Below are 18,224 nucleotides of genomic sequence, written 5' to 3'. Positions count from 1 at the left end.
CATGGCCGCCACCCTCACGGGGGCTCCTGCCCCCGCCCGCCCCCGCAAGCTTCTGGCCTCGCGCAGGACGCGGGTCGGGATCCTCTACGCACTGCCGGTCGTCGTCTACCTGCTGATGCTGTTCGTCTACCCGATCTTCTCCACGCTGCTGCTCAGCCTGAAGAACGCCGACGGATCGTTCACCCTGCACTGGTACGCCGACGCACTGACCGGCGTGAACCTGTCGGTGCTGTTCACCACGCTGCGCATCTCCGCGGAAACCGCGCTGTTGAGCCTGGTCTTCGGGTTTCTGCTGGCCCAGGCGATCTCCCGGCTCAAGCCCCTGTGGGCCGGCCTGGCGATGCTGGTCGTGGTCGTGCCGCACTTCATCAGCGCCCTGGTGCGCACCTACGGCTGGATCATCATGCTCGGCGACAAGGGCCTGGTGAACCAGACCCTGGCCGACCTCAAGATGCCCGGAGCGCCGTACCAGCTGCTCTACAACGAGCTGGGCGTGGTCATCGGCACCACCTCCATGATGCTGCCCTACACCGTGCTGCTGCTGTACGGGGTGATGCGCGGGGTGGACCGACGCCTGCTCGCGGCCGCGGCCAGCCTGGGCGCCGGCCGGGTGACCATCTTCCGCCGGGTGTATCTGCCGCTGGTCGCCCCAGGGCTGGCCAGCGCCGGACTGCTCAGCTTCATCCTGTCGCTGGGCTACTACATCACCCCGGCCCTGATGGGCGGACCCAAGCAGACGATGATCGCCACCCTCATCAACCAGCAGGTGACCAAGGACAACCAGTGGAACGGGGCCGCCGCTCAGGGCGTCATCCTGCTGCTGCTCACCCTCGCCGGACTGCTCCTGGTCAAGGCCGTGACCTCGCTCGGCGCCAGCCGTAAGAAGAGGAGCGCGTCATGATGGAGCTGCACAAGACCCTCGCCGGGCGGATCGCCCTGACCGTAGTCGCCACCGTGATCCTGCTGTTCCTGGCCCTGCCGATCGTCGTCATCGTCGTCACCTCCTTCAGCAGCAACGCCTTCGCACAGTTCCCGCCCCAGGTGTGGACGCTGAACTGGTACAAGGCGCTGTTCGCCGACGGCAGCAAGTGGCCGGCCGCGCTGTCACTGAGCGCCCTGGTCGCCGCCCTGAGCACCCTCTTCTCGCTGATCATCGGCGTGACCGCGGCGACCGCCCTGACGCGAAGTCAACTCCCGCTGCGCTCGGCGGTCTTCGCCCTGGTCCTCGGACCGCTGGTCATCCCGCAGATCGTCACCGCACTCGGTCTGTTCCTGCTCTTCGAGCCGGCCGCGATGCTGGGCAGCCCGATCGCCATCGCCCTGGGGCACACCGTGCTGGCCTCGCCGATCGCGGTGCTGATCCTGATCGCGACCCTGCGCGGGATCGACGAACGCCTCGAGGACGCCGCGGCCAGCATGGGCGCCGGCCGCCTGACCATCGCCCGGCGGATCACCTTCCCCCTCGCCGCGCCGGGAATGATCGCAGCCGCGATCTTCTCCTTCATCACCAGCTTCGACGAGTTCTACATCTCCCAGTTCCTCTCCTCCGTCGACACCGTCACCCTGCCCGTGCAGGTCTACAACTCCCTCACCTTCGAGATCGACCCCAGCGTGACCGCGGTCAGCGCGATCCTCATCGCCTTCGCGATCCTCGCCCTCGGCCTGGTCGCCCTGGTGCGCTGGCTCGGCTCCGGACGCCAGGACTCCCTGCTCTCGGTCGAGAACACGGTCGGCGTCGCCGCCCCCGGAGGCGACGCCGTATGATCGCCGCCACCGCTCAGCGGCACCTGCTGCTGAACATGACCGACAACGGCTCGCTCGCGATACCGGGTCAGGAACTGTTCGTCGTCCGCCGCGGCGAGGGCCCGTACGTCGATGACGCGGAAGGCAGACGTTACATCGACGGTCTGTCAGGGCTGTACTGCTGCCAGCTCGGCTACTCCTACGGCCCCGAGTTCGCCGAGGCAGCCGAACGGCAACTGCGCGAGCTGTGCTACAGCCCACTGTGGACCGGCTCCGCGCACCCCTCGGCCATCGAACTCGCCGAGCGGTTGTCCCGGATCGCCCCCGTCGACATCGAGCACACCTTCTTCTCGAGTGGCGGTGCCGAAGCCGTCGAGACCGCCTGGAAGTTGGCCCGCCGCTACCATGCCCTGCGCGGTGAGCCGGGCCGCACCAAGGCGATCGCCCGGCGCGGGGCCTACCACGGGCTGACCGTCGGCGCGCTCTCGCTCACCGACGACCCCGGCCTGACGGAGCCGTACGGTCCGCCGGCGATCGACACCCGGTTCGTGTCGAACACCAACCGCCTCGGCCTCGCACCGGAGTTCGCGGACGACGAGGTGTTCACGGCGTGGCTGCTCGCCGAGCTGGAGGCCACGATCCTGACCGAGGGCCCGGAGACCGTCGCGATGCTCATCGCCGAGCCGGTGCAGAACCGGGGCGGCTGCATCACCCCGCCCAAGGGTTACTGGCAGGGGTTGCGGGCGCTTGCCGACCGGTACGGCTTCCTGCTCGTCGCCGACGAGGTCATCACGGCCTTCGGACGGGTCGGAGAGTGGTTCGGCGGGGACCGCTACGGGGCCCGCCCGGACATGGTCACCGTCGCCAAGGGAATCACCGCCGGATACGCCCCCCTGGGCGCGACCCTGGTCAGTACCAAGGTCACCGAGGTCATCAACCGGCCCGGCGCGGTCCTCAACCACGGCTACACCTTCGCCGGGCACCCGCTGAGCACGGCCATCGCCCTGCGCAACCTCGAGATCATGGAGCGGGACCGGATCCTGGACAACGTCCGCGGTCTCCAGGCCGACCTGGCGAAGCGCATGGCGGCGCTCAAGGACCTGCCTATCGTCGGCGATGTCCGCGGCACCGGGTTCTTCTACTCCTGCGAACTCGTCGGCGACCTCGACGACGGCGGTTTCAGCGCCACGGCCCGAGCCGATCTGATCGGCGACCTGATCCCGCGCCGACTGCGCGAGGCCGGCCTGCTGGCCCGCGTCTACGACCGCTCCGCGCCCCTGGTCCAGATCGCGCCCCCGCTGATCAGCGACCGCGCCGTCCTCGACCGTATCGCCGCGATCATCGCGGGCATCCTCGCCGAGGCATCCACCCGCATCTGATCCACGTTTTGGGAAGGAACCACATGTACTCCATCGGTCCGCTGACCGTTGCCCCGGGCGAGCGCGCCCAGGGCCTCATACCAGTCGGTACCAGCAGCTACGGCGTGGAGCTCGGAATTCCGCTGATCGTCGTCAACGGCGCACAGGACGGCCCGGTCCTGTGTGTGGACGCGGGCGTGCACGGCGACGAGTACGACGGCCAGGAGGCCATCCGGCGCGTCCTCGCCGAGATCGACCCTGCCACCCTGCGGGGCACCGTCGTCGGCATCCCCTGCCTGAACACTCCGGCCTTCGAGGCGGCCGCCCGCGCGAGCGGCATCGACCACCTCAACCTCAACCGCATCTTCCCGGGTGACGCCGAGGGCTCGTACTCGCAGCGTCTGGCCGCCACCTTCGTCGAGCAGGTCGTGCCGGCCGTCGACGCCGTGGTCGACCTGCACACCGGTGGCGCCTACGGTGAGATCGCCCCGCTGGTCATCCTCCAGGGTGGTTACGAGAACCTGGCCACCGACCTGGCCCTGGCCGCCGGGCACGAGCTGGTGTGGAAGGGCGGCAAGTGGGGCGGCACGGTCCGCCACCCCGTCCTCGAAGCCGGCAAGCCCGCCATCACCATCGAGTGCGGCGGCGCCACATACCGCGAGACCAACGTCGAGCACCACATGAAGTCGATCCGCAACATCCTGCGCTGCCTCGGCATGATCGACGGCGAGGCGGAGCTGCGGGACACCTACACGACCGTCTCCGGCACGTTCGCCCGCTCCGCCGCCGGTGGCTTCTTCGTCGCCCGCGCCGAGCCGGGGGAGACCTGCAAGGAAGGCGACCTGATCGCCACCATCACCGACCACTACGGCAACACGCTGGAAGAGGTCAGCGCGCCGCAGGACGGCATCGTGCTCTGGGTCCGCCGGATCCGCACGGTCCGCCCGGGCGACGAGGTCGTCATCTTCGGCGAGGTGCTGGGGGAGATCCGGCCATGAGTGGAGAACTGCAGCTGACCGAGCTGCTGATCGACGGCAAGCAGATCCCGGCCGCCGACGGTTGCTCCTTCACCGTCCTCGACCCGTCGAACGGCACGGCCATCGCCCAGGTGGCGCTGGCCGGAAAGGCGGACGTGGACAAGGCGGTGGCCGCAGCGCGCGCTGCCTTCACCGCTCCCGAGTGGGCCGGGATGCGTGCCGCCGATCGGGGGCGCATCCTGTTCCGGATCGCGGAGGCCATCCGCTACCAGGGAGAAAGGCTGGCCCGCCTGGAGAGCCAGGACGTCGGCAAGCCGCTGCGCCAGGCGAAGGCCGATGTCGAGGCGGCCGCCCGCTACTTCGAGTTCTACGCAGGCGTCGCCGACAAGCTCGGCGGCTCGACGATCCCACTCGGCCCCGGCCTGATCGACTACACCGTCCGGGAGCCGATAGGCGTCTCCGGCCAGATCATCCCGTTCAACTACCCGCTCCAGAACACCGCGAGGGGCTCCGCCCCGGCGCTGGCCGCAGGCTGCACGGTGGTGGTCAAGCCCTCACCCGAGGCGCCGCTCACCCCGCTGGAGATCGGCAGGATCGCCCTGGAGTGCGGACTTCCGCCGGGCGTGCTGAACGTCGTCCCCGGTGACGGTGAGACCGGCGCCGCCCTCGCCGGCCACCCGGACATCGACCAGGTCACCTTCACCGGGTCCGTGCCCACCGGCATCAAGGTCGCCCAGGCCGCCGCCGCCAACGTGGTGCCCTCCGTCACCGAACTGGGCGGCAAGTCGCCGGTCGTCGTCTTCGCGGACGCCGACTTCGACCTGGCGCTCGGCGCGGTCACCGCCTCCGCGTTCGGCAACGCCGGGCAGACCTGCTCCGCAGGCACCCGGCTGCTGCTCCAGCGCGGCGCCGAGGAGTTCCTGGACAAGCTCGTCGCGCACGTCGCGTCCCTGCGCATCGGCCCGGGTCTCACCGACCCGGACGTCGGCCCGCTGGTTGCCGCACGACAGCGCGACCGGGTCCTCGGCTACCTGGAGCTGGCGCGGCAGGAAGGCGCCGTGGCACGGGCCGGCGGACGCGCTCCCTCGGACCCCGAGCTGGCCGACGGCTACTACGTCGAGCCGACCGTCCTGACCGGACTGGACAACCAGGCCCGTTGCGCCCGCGAGGAGATCTTCGGTCCCGTCGTCACGGTCATCGAGTTCGACGACGCGGCCGAGGCGCTGGAGATCGCCAACGACAGTCCGTACGGCCTCGCCTCGTACGTGTGGACCCGCGACATCGACAAGGCGATGCGTATGGCCGAGGGCATCCGCGCCGGCCAGGTCTATGTCAACGCCACCGGCATCGGCACCGGCGTGGAGCTCCCCTTCGGTGGCTACAAGCACAGCGGCTGGGGCCGGGAGAAGGGCCTCGAGGGCCTCGCCAGCTACCTGCAGACCAAGAACGTCTGCATCGGATTCGGAAACCGGTCATGAGATACCGCTCGCTCGGAGAGCGCGGCCCGACCGTCTCGGTGGTCGGCGTGGGCGGCAACAACTTCGGCAGCCGCCTCGACGAGGACGGCACGAAGGCCGTGGTCCACGCCGCCCTCGACGCCGGGATCACCCTGTTCGACACCGCCGACATGTACGGCGGGTCCGGCGAACGGGGCGGCTCCCGCGGCGACGGCGAACGGCTTCTCGGGGCCGCGCTCAAAGGCCGCCGCGACGACGTGGTGGTGGCCACCAAGTTCGGCATGGAGATGGACCGGAACGCCGACCTGTACGGTCCGCGCGGGGCCCGCGCCTACCTCCGGTACGCGGTCGAGGCATCGCTCAGCCGGCTCGGCACCGACCGGATCGACCTGTACCAGTACCACGAGCCGGACGGCGTCACGCCGTTGGAGGAGACGGTAGCCGCGCTCCAGGAGCTGGTCGACGAGGGCAAGATCCGATACATCGGTTGCTCCAACCTCCCGGCCGAGCAGGTCACGGACGCCTTCGTGTCCACCCAGGCGCGCTACCACCTGCTCGACCGCGGTGCGGAAACGGACCTGATCCCGGCCTGCCTGCACCACGGCCTCGGCCTGCTGCCGTACTACCCGCTGGCCAACGGCCTGCTCAGCGGCAAGTACCGCCGAGGCGAGGAGCCCCCGCCCGGCAGCCGCCTGTCCTGGCGGCAGGGCTGGCTCACCGACGCGGCCCTCGACAGGGTCGAGGCGCTCACCGCGTACGGCGCCGAACGCGGCCTGACCCTCCTCCAGGTCGCGGTGGGCGCACTGGCGGCCCTGCCCGCCGTCGGCTCCGTCATCTGCGGCGCCATGACCCCCGAGCAGGTCACCGCCAACGCGGCGGCGGCCGACTGGATACCGAGCCCGGCCGACCTGGCCGTGCTTGACGCGATCGTCGCCCCCGGCGAGCGCGTCGTCTGAAACCCCACCCCCTGGAAAATCCGTAAACCCGCGAGATCGAGGCTGAACACCATGCGAGAGATCGTCACCTTCGACGCCTATGGAACCCTGGTCGACTTCCAGCTCGGCCCCACCACCCTGAAGATCCTTTCCGACTCCGGCCGGCTGGACCTGGACAACCTGGACGTCGATGAGTTCCTCGATGACTTCCGTGTGATGCGCTTCCAGGCCGTCCTGGAGGCATACCGTCCCTACCACGAGGTCCTGCCCTCCAGCCTGAAGAACGCCATGCGCCTGCACGGTCTGGAGTACCGCGAGTCCGACGGCGACGCCCTCGTGGACGCCGTCCCCACCTTCGGTCCCTTCCCCGAGGTCCCGGACGCGCTGCGCGCGCTGAAGAGCAGGTACGAGATCGCCATCATCTCCAACACCGACGACAACCTGATCGCGCGGAACGTCGAGAACATCGGCGTCGAGTTCGACTACGTCATCACCGCCCAGCAGGCCGGCGCCTACAAGCCGGACCGCCAGACCTTCAAGCACGCCTTCAGGACCATGGGCGTCGAGCCCTCGCAGGTCATCCACGTCGCCCAGGGCTGGGAGTACGACCACATCCCGACCCGCGACCTCGGCCTGAAGCGCCGGGTGTGGATCAACCGCTACGGCCACCCGGGCAGCGCCGACTACCAGCCCTACGACGAGCTGCCCGACCTGTCGGGCCTGCCGAAGCTCCTCGGCTGCTGACCAACGGCGCAACGGCGACACAGGACTGAGAAACACAGAGGACGCACGCCATGAAGCAGATCCCCTACTGGCTGGACACAGCTCCCGCCCTGCCCGACCGTTCCGGAAAGGACCTGCCCGACGAGGCGGACGTGGTGGTGATCGGCGGCGGTCTCACCGGCCTGTCCACCGCCTACCACACCGCCCGCAAGGGTGCCCGGGTCGTTCTCGTCGAGAAGGACAAGGTCGGCTCGGGCGCCTCCGGGCGCAACGGCAGCATGTGCACCCAGGGCATCACCATCAGCCCCGCCGAGGCGCGCAAGCGCTACGGCCAGGAGCGCGCACTCGAGCTGTACAACGCCTTCCGCGAGGCGGTCGACGTCGTCGAGAACCTCACGCGGAAGGAGCAGATCGACTGCGACTTCAACCGGTCCGGGCGCCTCGGCTTGGTCTGCAAGCCCCACCACTTCAAGGGCCTGGAGGCCAAGCAGCGGGACCTGGCCGAGAACTTCGGCCACGAGACGGTCGTCCTGAGCAAGAGCGAACTGCGGGCCGAGCTCGGCTCGGACTACTACTACGGCGCCCTGCTCGACCCGCTCAGCGCGGGCCTGCACGTGGGCAAGTTCGTCGGCGGCCTGGCAGACGCCGCCGAGCGTACCGGCGCCGAGATCCACGAGCGCAACGCCGCCACCGGCCTCACCCGCCTCTCTGACGGCGGCTTCCTGGTGGAGACCCTGCACGGCACCATCCGTGCCAAGCAGGTCATGGCGGCGACCGACGCCTACACCGACAAGTCGATGCCGTGGTTCCGGAAGCGGCTGATCAACGTCGGCAGCTTCATCATCGTCACCGAGCCGCTGGGGGAGGCGCGCGCCAAGGAGCTCATCCCGAACGGCCGCCTGATGGTCGCCCACAAGAATGTCGGCCACTACGTCCGCCTCACCCCGGACAACCGCCTCGCCTTCGGCGGCCGGGCCCGCTTCGCCCCCTCCAACCCGGCCTCCGACGTCAAGAGCGGCGACATCCTCAAGCGGGAGATGACCGAGATCTTCCCGCAGCTGGCCGGGACGCGGATCGACTACGTCTGGGGCGGCATGGTCGGCATGTCCTGGGACCGCATTCCGCACGCGGGAGAGGTCAACGGCCTGTACTACTCCATGGGTTACTGCGGACACGGCGTCCAGATGGCCACGTACATGGGCCGCGCGGTCGCCGAGATGATGGACGGCAAGCCCGAGGCCAACCCGATGCGCGGCTTCGGCTTCCCGAAGGTGCCCGTCCCCTTCTACAACGGCACCGCTTGGTTCCTGCCGTTCGGCGGCGCCTACTACAAGGCGAAGGACCGCCTGCTCTGAGCAGGCGCCGACACCAGTGACACAGCGGGGGCCTTTCGCACAGTGGTGCGGGAGGCCCCCGCGATGCCCCCTGAGAGAAGGCAGTACACCCATGACCGCCGTCACCCGCAGTGAGCACGATCTTCTCGGCGCCCGGGATGTTCCCGCCGAGGCGTACTGGGGTGTTCACACCCTGCGTGCCACGGAGAACTTCCCGATCACGGGCACCCCGATCTCCGCCTACCCGCATCTGGTCGACGCCCTTGCGGCCGTGAAGGAGGCCGCCGCCCTCGCGAACGAGGAACTCGGTCTGCTGGAGCCGGAGAAGGCGGCCGCGATCGTCGCCGCGTGCCGGGAGATCCGCTCCGGCAAGCTGCACGAGCAGTTCGTCGTCGACGTGATCCAGGGAGGTGCCGGCACCTCGACCAACATGAACGCCAACGAGGTCGTCGCCAACCGGGCGTTGGAGTTGCTGGGCCACGACAGGGGCGAGTACCGGTTCCTGCACCCCAACGAGGACGTCAACCTCTCCCAGTCCACCAACGACGTGTACCCGACCGCCGTCAAGATCGCGACGGTGTTCGCGGTACGGGGACTGCTCAAGGCGATGTCCGTCCTGCAGGACTCCTTCGCCCGCAAGGCCGTCGAGTTCCGCAGTGTGCTCAAGATGGGCCGCACGCAGTTGCAGGACGCCGTGCCGATGACGCTGGGTCAGGAGTTCTCCTCGTACGCCGTCATGATCGACGAGGACCGGTCCCGTCTTGCCGAGGCCGTCGAGCTGATCCATGAGATCAACCTGGGTGCCACGGCGATCGGCACCGGCCTCAACGCCCCCGCCGGATACGCCGAGTCGGCCCGCCGCCACCTCGCCGGGATCACCGGACTTCCGCTGGTGACCGCCGCCAACCTGGTCGAGGCGACCCAGGACTGCGGCGCGTTCGTGCAAGTGTCGGGTGTGCTCAAGCGGATTGCCGTGAAGCTGTCCAAGAGCTGCAACGATCTGCGCCTGCTGTCGTCGGGGCCGCGTGCGGGTCTTGGTGAGATCAACCTGCCGCCGGTGCAGGCCGGTTCGAGCATCATGCCGGGCAAGGTCAACCCGGTGATCCCCGAGGTCGTCAACCAGGTCGCCTTCGAGGTGATCGGCAACGACGTCACCATCACCATGGCCGCCGAGGCCGGGCAGCTCCAGCTCAACGCCTTCGAGCCGATCATCCTGCACTCCCTGTCGGAGAGCATCACGCATCTCCGGGCGGCGTGCCTGACCCTCGCCGAGCGCTGCGTGAGCGGCATCACCGCCAACACCGGGGCGCTGCGCAGGACCGTGGAGAACTCCATCGGCCTGGTCACCGCCCTCAACCCGCACATCGGCTACACGGCCGCCACCGACATCGCCAAGGAGGCCCTCGTCACCGGCCGGGGGGTGGCCGAACTCGTCCTGGAGAAGGGCCTGTTGCCCGCCGATACCCTCGCTGACCTGCTGCGGCCCGAGGTCGTCGCGGGCAGCGGCCAGGTACTGGCGTGACGGGGCCCCGAGGGTACGGAGGGCGCCAACCTCCTGCTCACCGGACGGCGGCCTGAGCTGCCCGAATACCATCCGGACGATCTCTACCTCGCGGGGGACCTGAACGACGAGAACTTCGTCGCCGAGCTCGGCGCCCGGGCGGCACCACCTGAGCGACGTCGGAGTGGTCGTCCTCTGCCATGGGCTCCAGCGTCCGGCCCGCTCACGGACATGACCGACGACGACGCACGCGACGTGCTGCACAGCAACCTGCTGAGCTCGTTCCTGGTCATGAAGCACCTGATGCCGCTGGCTCCCGAGCAGGGAGCGTCGATGGTGTGCGTGAGCTCGCGCCTCGGCATGGTCGGCATGCCGAACCAGACCCTGTACTCAGCCGCCAAGGGCGGCCTCATCGCGCTCGCGCGCGGCGCTGCCGTCGAGTGGGCGTCCCGCAACCTCCGCGTCAACGTGGTGGCGCCGGGCCTGGCCGTGACGCCGATGCGACGCCCTGGCCGCTGCCCTGTTCGACACCGAGGACGTTGGCTGCGTCGATCGCGGCCTGCAGGGCGTGCTTGCCGGCCATGATGTCGCCGGTGGCGTTGATCGAGAAGTAGACGCCGGTGTTGCCGGGTGAGTTCTCCATGGAGAAGGACGGCAGGAAGACCGCCTTGCCGCTCGTGTCCGTGCGGGTGAGGAAGTCCTCGTAGAACAGGGCCTGTTCCATCAGGGCGGGACCGAGCCTGTCGCGCAGGAAGGCCTGGTCGCCGGTGACCTCGTCCGTCGGTGCGGGACGAGGATGCCGCGGGCGCCGTTGAGGTTGGTGGCGTTGGTGCGCCAGTCGTCGAGCTGGTCCAGGATCAGGTTGAAGTAGCCCTCCATGACGTCGGTGGTGTCGAGGATGTTGCCGCCCGCGACCTGGAGGTTGACGTTGGCGTCGGTGGTGAAGTCGTCGGCCCAGGCACCGTTCCAGGCGCCCGTCCAGATGCCGGTGAGCCGGGGCGGCAGGACGCCGCTGGAGCTGATGAGGAAGTATCGGCCGGCGTCGTAGAGCCGTTCCAGCAGCATGGTGTCGATGACACTGCGGTCGGCGCTCTGACGGGTGATCAATTCGCTGACCGAGAGCTGCCGGTCGGCGGCCGGGACGTTCAGGGGCGAGGTGTGAGCGGTCGTAGAAGTCGGTGTGCAGGGCGGTGTGCCGCGAGCGCAGTGCGACGTAATCGGTGCCGAGCGTGGCGAGTTGGGCGTGCAGCGGTTCGGAGTACCAGTGGTCTCGCCCGGCAGTGACGATCAGGTGAGCCGGCGTGGAGTGGCTCGGGGTTCATGACCCATCGGTGCTCCAGGGTGCGGCGATGACGAAGGAGCAGCTGGCTCGGTACGAGGCGGTGTTCTCGGAAGGGTCGAGCCACAGCTGGAGGTTGTCCCGGTGGCGGAGGTAGCGGCCGGGGTAGTTGAACGACTCCAGGGAGACCGACCCGTCGGCGGAGCCGGAGCGCGCGCAGAAGGTGGCGTCCTTCTGGAAGAGGGCGGATCCGTCGTTGGTGTCCAGGCGGAGGCGGAAGGTGTAGTGCCGCAGATACCTGCCCGACGTGTCCCGGAGCGAGTAGCAGCGGGCGTCGGCGAGGCCGGGCACGAACGTGAAGGTGGCGGCCTTCCGGGTGGCCGTGGAGCTGGTGGCGCCGACCGTCTTCAGGATGCCGAGTCGGCCGGACTGGCTCACGTAGTGGCCGGGGTCGTCTACCGACCGTAGGGCGTGCTGCCCGGAAAGCCGCGCCGTGGCCGTCGTTGTCGGGGTCGCCGTCGTTGTCGGCGTCCGTGTTGGGGTCGGTGAGGCGGACGCTCCCGGGGGCGGTGAGACGGACGAGGCGGCGGGCGTCAGCGGGGCCGCGGCGACGGGCCGCGGGGCTGGCTCGTGGGACCGCGTGGCGGCGTACCATGCCACTCCGGCAGCTGTGAGGGTCACCGCGCATGCGGTTGCCGCCGCCAGGGGCTTGATGGCCGGCCCGCCGAGCGTACGGGCCATCCGACCTGCACCCTTCGCCGCATGCCCGTCCGTGCCCACGGTCGCCCCGGCCGAGTTCGCCGCCAGTGCCCGGTCCAGCACCAGGCCGGCCAGACCGATCGGCACGGGCACCAGCGCGAGTCCGCCCAGCAGACCCTCCGCCGGTATCAGGTCGGACGCGCTGGACAGGCACTGTGGGCACTCCCGGACATGGCGTGCCAGCCGCTTGCGCCACAGCGCCGCAGGCCGCCCGTCCCATGAGGTGAGTACGGCGGCCAGGTCCGTGCAGCGCGGCGAGCTGGTTACGGCTCTTACCACGGCGCGCGCGGTCTCCAGCCGTTCCTTGACCCGTTGGACGCGCACCGCGGCATGCTGGGGTGTGAGACCGCACGCCGCCGCCAGGTCGCTGCGGTTCAGTTCACCGGCGGCCTCCATCCACCACAGTGCGAGCACCTCGCGTTCCTCGTCCTCCAGCCAGCGGGTCGCCTCCACCGCTTCGCGCCGCTGGCCCGACAGCGCCAGCCGCAGAATCGCCAGATCGGCGAAGTCGGCCTGCGGATCCGCCTCATGGGCGGTTTCCTCCAGTGGTGTCGCGGTCGGCCGGTTCTGTTGGCTGCGCCACCGGTCGCGGACCTGACGTACGGCGATGGCGACCAGCCAGGAGCGGAACCGGTCCGGTTGCTCCAGCCCGGGCAACCCGTCCAGAACCCGCATCATGGTCTCCTGGACCACGTCGTCGACGTCGTTGTGGCCGTCCAGCGCCCGTCCGACGATGTTGTAGACGAGCGGCAGACAGTCCCGTATCAGCTGTTCCGAGGCATGCCGGTCCCCGTCCCTCGCCGCCAGGACGACGTCGGCGTCCGGCCGTTCCTGCACGTCCTGCGAGCGCACTCGCTCCACCTGTCCCGTTTCCGCGTCGATGTGTCGAGGGCGACAGTGTGCCAGGGGCGAGGCCGGAGGCGCCCCGCGGGCCGCGCGTGCGGGATTTGTGACGCCGAGACCGGCCTGATCGCAGGAGGGCCGGCCGAGGGCGTGGCTGAACTCTCTGCCTGCAGCCTTCGAAGGGTTGGCGAGTACGTGTGAGTGAATCCGGCTGAGCGGCTGTGAGGTGCGCGATCTGGTTCGGAAGTGTGGCGTGTCGGCCGGGCAGGCTCGGGGTGTTCGGGAGTGGCGTGGGCGCGGGGAGACCGTGCAGGACTGCCTCGACGTTCCGGGCGGCAACTTCCAACGACCGGATGCTGTCCAGGCAGACCGACCGGCGGCAGCTGTCCATCTGGACGGTGTCCTGGCGGACCAAGAACGTGGCGTTCACCGCCGCGCCGGAGCATTGGGCCACCCTGGCCCTGTACTGCAAGGGCGAGTCCACCACGGGAGCAGGGCTGGACGCAGACGCAGCATCACCGCCAGTGACGGGTAGTTGACGCGAATCTCTCCCCTTCGGCACGACAGCGCAGACATTGGATGTATGTGCTGCCGTCCGGCCCCTCCAGCACGGTGTTGCCGGAGGTGGGGTGGGCGAATCGCCCTGGGACACAGCAGATCGGCATGGGCCGTGGCCGTTGTGACATGGACCAGGTGACAGGCGGAGAAGCGAGGCTCTTCAGCAGCCGCACCGTGAAGGCGGCGGACTGCGAAGGAGCGAACTCATGGGCCGATACGATCTCGCCCTCATCGGATTCGGCGGCGTCAACCGCGCCCTCGCCGAACTCATATCCCAGAGCGGGGAGCGCCTGGCCAAGGAGCTGGGCTTTGCCCTGCGGGTGGTGGCGATCACCGATCTGCGGGCCGGTTCCCTGGTGGACACCGACGGCATTGATCTGGCGCCGCTGCTGGCCGCCGAGCCCGGGGAGTTGAGCTTCGCGGGCCTTGCCGGAGGCAGCGCTGATCCGCGCAACGAGTGGGTGATCCGCGAGGTGCCGGCCGACATCGTCGTGGAGGCGACGTTCACCAACCCCACCGACGGCGAGCCCGCCCTCTCCCATGTGCGCTGGGCCCTGAAATCGGGCAAGCACGTGTGCACCACCAACAAGGGCCCGGTCGCACTCGCCGGCCGCGCACTGAAGCGGCTGGCCGCCGAGCGCGGTGTCAGCTTCGAGTTCGAGGGCGCGGTCCTCAGCGGCACCCCCATCCTGCGCACCGCCCGGCGCATGTTCGGCGGCCTGGAGATCACCGGCGTCCAGGGCATCATGAACGGCACCTCGAACTACATCCTGGGCCGCCTCGAAGAAGGCATCGAGCTTTCGGCGGCCATCACCGAAGCCCAGGCCCTCGGCTACGCCGAAGCCGACCCCACCGCCGACATCGAGGGCCACGACGTCCAGCTCAAGGTCATGATCCTGGCCAACGAGGTTCTCGGCGCCGACCTGCGCCGCGAGGACGTCGTCCGAGAGGGCATCTCGGCGATCACCCCCCGCGAGGTGCGGGACGCCGCCTCGAAGGGGCTGCGCTGGAAGCTGGTCGGCTCCGCCACCCGCCACGAGGACGGCAGCGTCGATGCCCGCGTCGCCCCGCTCGCCCTGCCCGCCCAGCACCCGCTCGCCGGAATCTCCGGCCCCCTCAACGCGGTCGCCTTCCACACCGACCTCCTCGGCACCGTCACAGTGTCCGGGCCGGGCGCCGGCCGCACCGAAACCGCCTGCGCCCTGCTGTCGGACATCATCGCCATCCACCAGCGCCACGCGGACGACGACACAGCCCCCATCCGCGCCGTTCTCCAGGAGACCCACCGTGTCTGACACCGCCGTGCCCCCCGGCATCGAACTCGGCACCGACATGGCGCCCGTGCACAACCCCTACACCGGCGAGGTCATCGCCTCGGTGCCCACCGTCGACGCGGGCGCCGCCGGCGCGATCCTGCAGCAGGCCAGGTGCGGGCGCCGCACCGCGGCCGCGCTCTCCCGCGCCTCCCGGGCCGCGGTCCTGGAACGCGCCGCCCGCCTGATCGAGCGGCGCGCCGAGTCTTTCGCCCAGCTGATCGTCAGCGAGGCCGGCAAGACCATCGTCCAGGCCCGCAAGGAAGTCGCCCGCGCGGTCAACACGCTGACCCTGTCCGGAGCCGAGGCACGGCGCAACGCCGGCGAGGTCATCCCCTTCGACTCCTACGAGGGCTCGGAGAAACGGCAGGGCTGGTTCACCCGCGAGCCGCTGGGCATCATCGCCGCCATCACCCCGTTCAACGACCCCCTCAACCTGGTCGCCCACAAGCTCGGCCCGGCCATCGCCGGGGGCAACGCCGTCATCCTCAAACCGTCGGCGCTGACACCGCTGTCCGCGCTGCGGCTGGTCGACACCCTCATCGAGGCCGGCCTGCCCGAGGAGATCGTCACCGTCGTCAACGGCAATGCCGACATCGGCGCCGCGATCGTGACCGCCCCCGACGTGCGCATGGTGTCCTTCACCGGCGGATTCGCCACCGGCGAGGCCATCTCCCGCACCGCCGGCCTGAAGAAGCTCGCCATGGACCTGGGCGGCAACGCCCCGGTCATCGTCATGGACGACGCCGACCTCGACGAGGCCGTGGCCTCCTGCGTCTCCGGCGCGTTCTGGGCCGCCGGCCAGAACTGCATCGGCACTCAGCGGATCCTCATCGCGGCCAAGGTCTACGAGCGCTTCCGCGACGCCTTCGTCGCCCGCACCAAGCTGCTGCGCGTCGGCGACCCGCTCGACGAGCGCACCGACGTCGGCCCCATGATCACCCAGGAGGCCGCGGCCGCCACCCGCGCCAAGGTCGACACGGCGGTGGCCCAGGGCGCGGCACTGCTGTGCGGCAACGACGCCACCGGCTCCCTGTACGTGCCGACCGTCCTGGAAGACGTCCCTGCGACCTGCTCGATCTGGCAGGAGGAGGTGTTCGCCCCGGTCGTCGTGCTGCAGCCCTTCACGTCCTTCGAGGACGCCATCGAGCAGGCCAACGCCATCGACTACAGCCTCCACGCGGGCATCTTCACCTCCCGCCTGGACCGCGCCCTGAACGCGGCCCGGCTGCTGGAAGCCGGCGGAGTGATGATCAACGACTCGTCCGACTACCGCTTCGACGCCATGCCGTTCGGCGGGTTCAAGTACGGCAGCATGGGCCGCGAAGGCGTGCGCTTCGCCTTCGAGGAGATGACCCAGCCCAAGGTCGTCTGCGTCAACCACATCAGCGAAGTGGTGCCATGACCACCTTCCGCACCGAGCACGACCCCCTGGGCAGTGCCGCGACCTGCCGGAGCGGCCGCCGCCTGGATTGCGGAAGGGGCCCTCGCGACAGGACGAACGTGGTGGACCCGGTGGCCCAGGGCGGATCGCTCGGCCGGGAACACGCCACCGCGCAGTTCACGCCGCTGCCGCTGGCCCCTGCTCTCCTCGCGGGCGGTTGACCACCCGGGACAGGGTGAGCGCCGTGACGGTGTCCCGTACGCCGGGCATCTTGGCGATGTCCTCCCAGATGCTCCGTACGCGTTCCAGCGAGGCCGCCTCCAGGCGCACCATGATGTCGAAGTCGCCGCTGAGAATCTCGCAGATGACGACCTCGGGGATGCGTTTGAGCGCGGCCAGGACGTCGCCGCCACGCATGCGGTCCTGGCGGTAGACGAGTACGAGCGCCGAGACCACATCGCCGCTGTCGCCGCCTGCGCGGACGATGGTGTAGCCGGCGATGTGGCCCTGGCGCTCCAGCCGTTCGATGCGCTGGCGCACCGCGTTACGGGACAGCAGCACCTTGCCGGCCAGGTCCGAGTGCGAGATGCGGGCGTTGCGGGTCAGCTCGGCGATGATCTTCTCGTCGATGGTGTCCACAGTGGACCGTCTCCTTCGCGAATAGGTCAAGGTCGCAAGCCCCCGCGGCAAGAGTCTCCGGCGCGACCGGGTGCCGGAGGCGAGGCCGTGGCGGCGGGCCTTCAGCAGGCCGCCGCTCCGGTCGAGGCGGACCAGGCTGGTCGCGGAACTTCTTGCGCTGTGCCTGTCGCGGTGGCCGGCTTGACGCCGGTCACCTTGACGGACTGTGTGGCGACACCGAGTTGAGCCGTGAGTCCACTCCAACCAGCGTTGGTGACGGCCGCTTCGTTCTTCAGCCACCAGTCGATGTCCGTGTCGAAGCCCTTGTCGTAGTGTTTGGGCGCACCGGCGAGTGCGTTGCGCTCGTCCTCCGTGAGCGGGGGTAGGCCACAGGGAAGCACGGGTTCAACGGGAAGGCCAGCTCACTGGGATGGGGACGGTTCATTGGGCGGGCATGAGGCCCGTCAGTCGTGGGGGGCGGCGACGGCGGCGAGGTGCGTGCCGGGGCGCACGGTCAGCCCGTTCATGTTGTAGATGATCGTTCCGGTGGAGACGGCGGAGACCTTGTGTTCGGCGCCGTCGACCGGGTCGATGATGCGGCCGATGGTCTGTCCCTCGGTCACCTCGTCGCCGGTGACGGCGTCGGGGTACCAGAGGCCCGCGACCGGAGATTCGACCTCGCCCGTCCAGATCCAGTCGCGCGGCTGCACGGTCACCGGTGCGAGGTGCTGCGGCGACTCGATGACGCCGAGGTGGTGCAGGAGTCGGTACAGGCCGTCGAGGAGCCTGCGCACGGTGGCCGGGTCCCGGTCGCCGAGTTGACCGGTCTCGACGAGGATCGCGGGGATCCCCCGCCGGTTCGCGGCGGCGTGGCTGTTGCCGCCGTCCGGGCTGGTGCCGAAGATGACCCGCTCGTATCCGACTGCGTGGGCCATGGCTTTGATCTTCGCGCCCAGTTCGTCGTCGGAGGTCAGGCGGTAGCCGACGAAGTCGAGCAGGTGCTGGTCGATGCCGCCGCTGTGCAGGTCCACGTAGGCGTCGGCGCCGTCGATCAGGTGCTCGAACAGCCAGGCCGCCATCCGGTCGGTGGGCCCACCGTCCTTGTCGCCGGGGAAGACGCGGTTGATGTTGACGCCGTCCAGAGGGGAGATGTTGAGCCTGCCACCGTAAACGGCCGCCGGATTGGCCACCGGGCAGATCACCACCTGGCCGGCGACATCGTCCGGTTCCAGCAGCCCGGCCAGGCGGGTGGCGGCGTCGACGCCGATGAACTCACGCCGTGGACACCACCGGTGATCACGACCCTGGGGCCCGGCCGGGAGCCGTTGACGAGGATCAGGGGCACCTCCACTGTCGTGGTGCCGAGGTCGGCGGGCAGGCTCCCGCGGGTCTTCTGGCCGGGCTCGGCACGCAGCGGGCCGATGGTCAGGGTCATGGCTTTC

At 69.7% G+C, this 18,224-nt stretch carries 19 protein-coding genes; 13 read left to right on the top strand and 6 right to left on the bottom strand.

Features of this window, described 5'->3' with window-relative positions; translation table 11 throughout:
• The first annotated feature begins 1 nt into the window (after nt 1).
• The 10 genes from ABZO29_RS02530 to ABZO29_RS02485 all read left to right on the top strand — a co-directional run bounded on the left by ABZO29_RS02530 (nt 2) and on the right by ABZO29_RS02485 (nt 10,613).
• Nucleotides 2–901, top strand: coding sequence for an ABC transporter permease (locus tag ABZO29_RS02530; protein ID WP_367318466.1), 900 nt, complete (start codon nt 2–4; stop codon nt 899–901).
• Nucleotides 898–1,764, top strand: a complete 867-nt coding sequence (locus tag ABZO29_RS02525; protein ID WP_367318465.1) for an ABC transporter permease — start codon at nt 898–900, stop codon at nt 1,762–1,764. Before ABZO29_RS02530 ends, ABZO29_RS02525 begins: the two co-directional genes overlap by 4 nt.
• Nucleotides 1,761–3,122, top strand: coding sequence for an aminotransferase class III-fold pyridoxal phosphate-dependent enzyme (locus tag ABZO29_RS02520; protein ID WP_367318464.1), 1,362 nt, complete (start codon nt 1,761–1,763; stop codon nt 3,120–3,122). The genes ABZO29_RS02525 and ABZO29_RS02520 overlap by 4 nt, the downstream gene beginning before the upstream one ends.
• 23 nt (nt 3,123–3,145) lie before the next feature.
• The gene (locus ABZO29_RS02515; RefSeq protein WP_367318463.1) at nt 3,146–4,099 is read left to right on the top strand and encodes a succinylglutamate desuccinylase/aspartoacylase family protein; all 954 of its coding nucleotides are present in this window, start codon (nt 3,146–3,148) and stop codon (nt 4,097–4,099) included.
• On the top strand, nt 4,096–5,556 hold the full coding sequence (locus tag ABZO29_RS02510) for an aldehyde dehydrogenase (protein WP_367318462.1): 1,461 nt from the start codon (nt 4,096–4,098) through the stop codon (nt 5,554–5,556). Before ABZO29_RS02515 ends, ABZO29_RS02510 begins: the two co-directional genes overlap by 4 nt.
• Nucleotides 5,553–6,491 carry an aldo/keto reductase gene (locus tag ABZO29_RS02505; RefSeq protein WP_367318461.1) on the top strand — a complete coding sequence of 313 codons (939 nt, stop codon included), beginning with the start codon at nt 5,553–5,555 and terminating at the stop codon, nt 6,489–6,491. Before ABZO29_RS02510 ends, ABZO29_RS02505 begins: the two co-directional genes overlap by 4 nt.
• A gap of 51 nt (nt 6,492–6,542) precedes the next feature.
• On the top strand, nt 6,543–7,214 hold the full coding sequence (locus ABZO29_RS02500; RefSeq protein WP_367318460.1) for a haloacid dehalogenase type II: 672 nt from the start codon (nt 6,543–6,545) through the stop codon (nt 7,212–7,214).
• 50 nt (nt 7,215–7,264) lie between these two features.
• Complete coding sequence (locus tag ABZO29_RS02495; protein WP_367318459.1) at nt 7,265–8,548, top strand: NAD(P)/FAD-dependent oxidoreductase; 1,284 nt, start codon at nt 7,265–7,267, stop codon at nt 8,546–8,548.
• 91 nt (nt 8,549–8,639) lie between these two features.
• Nucleotides 8,640–10,049 carry an aspartate ammonia-lyase gene (gene aspA, locus ABZO29_RS02490; RefSeq protein WP_367318458.1) on the top strand — a complete coding sequence of 470 codons (1,410 nt, stop codon included), beginning with the start codon at nt 8,640–8,642 and terminating at the stop codon, nt 10,047–10,049.
• A gap of 210 nt (nt 10,050–10,259) precedes the next feature.
• Nucleotides 10,260–10,613: an SDR family NAD(P)-dependent oxidoreductase gene (locus tag ABZO29_RS02485; RefSeq protein ID WP_367318457.1), complete on the top strand. Its 354-nt coding sequence runs from the start codon at nt 10,260–10,262 to the stop codon at nt 10,611–10,613.
• A 138-nt stretch (nt 10,614–10,751) separates the two neighbouring features.
• On the opposite strand, the gene ABZO29_RS02480 is transcribed toward ABZO29_RS02485, so the two are convergent.
• Both ABZO29_RS02480 and ABZO29_RS02475 read right to left on the bottom strand, forming a co-directional pair.
• A complete protein-coding gene (locus tag ABZO29_RS02480; protein ID WP_367318456.1) occupies nt 10,752–11,135 on the bottom strand; it encodes a hypothetical protein in 384 nt (127 codons plus the stop codon).
• 211 nt (nt 11,136–11,346) lie between these two features.
• Nucleotides 11,347–12,918 (bottom strand): sigma-70 family RNA polymerase sigma factor, encoded by a 1,572-nt coding sequence (locus tag ABZO29_RS02475; protein WP_367318455.1) that lies wholly within the window; start codon nt 12,916–12,918, stop codon nt 11,347–11,349.
• A 344-nt stretch (nt 12,919–13,262) separates the two neighbouring features.
• On the opposite strand from ABZO29_RS02475, the gene ABZO29_RS02470 reads away from it, so the two are divergent.
• From ABZO29_RS02470 to ABZO29_RS02460, 3 genes are all read left to right on the top strand, one after another.
• Nucleotides 13,263–13,448, top strand: a complete 186-nt coding sequence (locus ABZO29_RS02470) for a hypothetical protein (protein WP_367318454.1) — start codon at nt 13,263–13,265, stop codon at nt 13,446–13,448.
• Between the two features lie 225 nt (nt 13,449–13,673).
• Entirely contained in the window at nt 13,674–14,762 is a 1,089-nt protein-coding gene (locus ABZO29_RS02465) for a homoserine dehydrogenase (protein WP_367318453.1), read from the top strand.
• The gene (locus ABZO29_RS02460; RefSeq protein ID WP_367318452.1) at nt 14,755–16,185 is read left to right on the top strand and encodes an aldehyde dehydrogenase family protein; all 1,431 of its coding nucleotides are present in this window, start codon (nt 14,755–14,757) and stop codon (nt 16,183–16,185) included. Before ABZO29_RS02465 ends, ABZO29_RS02460 begins: the two co-directional genes overlap by 8 nt.
• Nucleotides 16,186–16,341: 156 nt before the next feature.
• Here ABZO29_RS02460 and ABZO29_RS02455 read toward each other — a convergent pair whose 3' ends face one another.
• The 4 genes from ABZO29_RS02455 to ABZO29_RS02440 form a co-directional block, all read right to left on the bottom strand.
• A complete protein-coding gene (locus tag ABZO29_RS02455; protein ID WP_367318451.1) occupies nt 16,342–16,803 on the bottom strand; it encodes an Lrp/AsnC family transcriptional regulator in 462 nt (153 codons plus the stop codon).
• A gap of 101 nt (nt 16,804–16,904) precedes the next feature.
• Nucleotides 16,905–17,183 (bottom strand): hypothetical protein, encoded by a 279-nt coding sequence (locus ABZO29_RS02450; protein ID WP_367318450.1) that lies wholly within the window; start codon nt 17,181–17,183, stop codon nt 16,905–16,907.
• Between the two features lie 63 nt (nt 17,184–17,246).
• A complete protein-coding gene (locus tag ABZO29_RS02445; RefSeq protein ID WP_367326030.1) occupies nt 17,247–18,014 on the bottom strand; it encodes a succinylglutamate desuccinylase/aspartoacylase family protein in 768 nt (255 codons plus the stop codon).
• A complete protein-coding gene (locus tag ABZO29_RS02440) occupies nt 17,981–18,217 on the bottom strand; it encodes a hypothetical protein (RefSeq protein WP_367326421.1) in 237 nt (78 codons plus the stop codon). Before ABZO29_RS02440 ends, ABZO29_RS02445 begins: the two co-directional genes overlap by 34 nt.
• Nucleotides 18,218–18,224 lie beyond the last annotated feature (7 nt).

The organism is Streptomyces sp. HUAS ZL42, assembly GCF_040782645.1.
Lineage (GTDB): Bacteria > Actinomycetota > Actinomycetes > Streptomycetales > Streptomycetaceae > Streptomyces.
The sequence above is the reverse complement of the archived record's forward strand: the minus strand, read 5'-3'. Positions and strand labels throughout refer to the sequence as shown.

Bases quoted from the DNA above. Each gene is read 5' to 3' on its own strand.
- ABZO29_RS02530 (WP_367318466.1), top strand. From the start codon at position 2: ATGGCCGCCACCCTCACGGGGGCTCCTGCCCCCGCCCGCCCCCGCAAG.
- ABZO29_RS02525 (WP_367318465.1), top strand. From the start codon at position 898: ATGATGGAGCTGCACAAGACCCTCGCCGGGCGGATCGCCCTGACCGTA.
- ABZO29_RS02520 (WP_367318464.1), top strand. From the start codon at position 1,761: ATGATCGCCGCCACCGCTCAGCGGCACCTGCTGCTGAACATGACCGAC.
- ABZO29_RS02515 (WP_367318463.1), top strand. From the start codon at position 3,146: ATGTACTCCATCGGTCCGCTGACCGTTGCCCCGGGCGAGCGCGCCCAG.
- ABZO29_RS02510 (WP_367318462.1), top strand. From the start codon at position 4,096: ATGAGTGGAGAACTGCAGCTGACCGAGCTGCTGATCGACGGCAAGCAG.
- ABZO29_RS02505 (WP_367318461.1), top strand. From the start codon at position 5,553: ATGAGATACCGCTCGCTCGGAGAGCGCGGCCCGACCGTCTCGGTGGTC.
- ABZO29_RS02500 (WP_367318460.1), top strand. From the start codon at position 6,543: ATGCGAGAGATCGTCACCTTCGACGCCTATGGAACCCTGGTCGACTTC.
- ABZO29_RS02495 (WP_367318459.1), top strand. From the start codon at position 7,265: ATGAAGCAGATCCCCTACTGGCTGGACACAGCTCCCGCCCTGCCCGAC.
- aspA (WP_367318458.1), top strand. From the start codon at position 8,640: ATGACCGCCGTCACCCGCAGTGAGCACGATCTTCTCGGCGCCCGGGAT.
- ABZO29_RS02485 (WP_367318457.1), top strand. From the start codon at position 10,260: ATGACCGACGACGACGCACGCGACGTGCTGCACAGCAACCTGCTGAGC.
- ABZO29_RS02470 (WP_367318454.1), top strand. From the start codon at position 13,263: ATGCTGTCCAGGCAGACCGACCGGCGGCAGCTGTCCATCTGGACGGTG.
- ABZO29_RS02465 (WP_367318453.1), top strand. From the start codon at position 13,674: ATGGGCCGATACGATCTCGCCCTCATCGGATTCGGCGGCGTCAACCGC.
- ABZO29_RS02440 (WP_367326421.1), bottom strand. From the start codon at position 18,217: ATGACCCTGACCATCGGCCCGCTGCGTGCCGAGCCCGGCCAGAAGACC.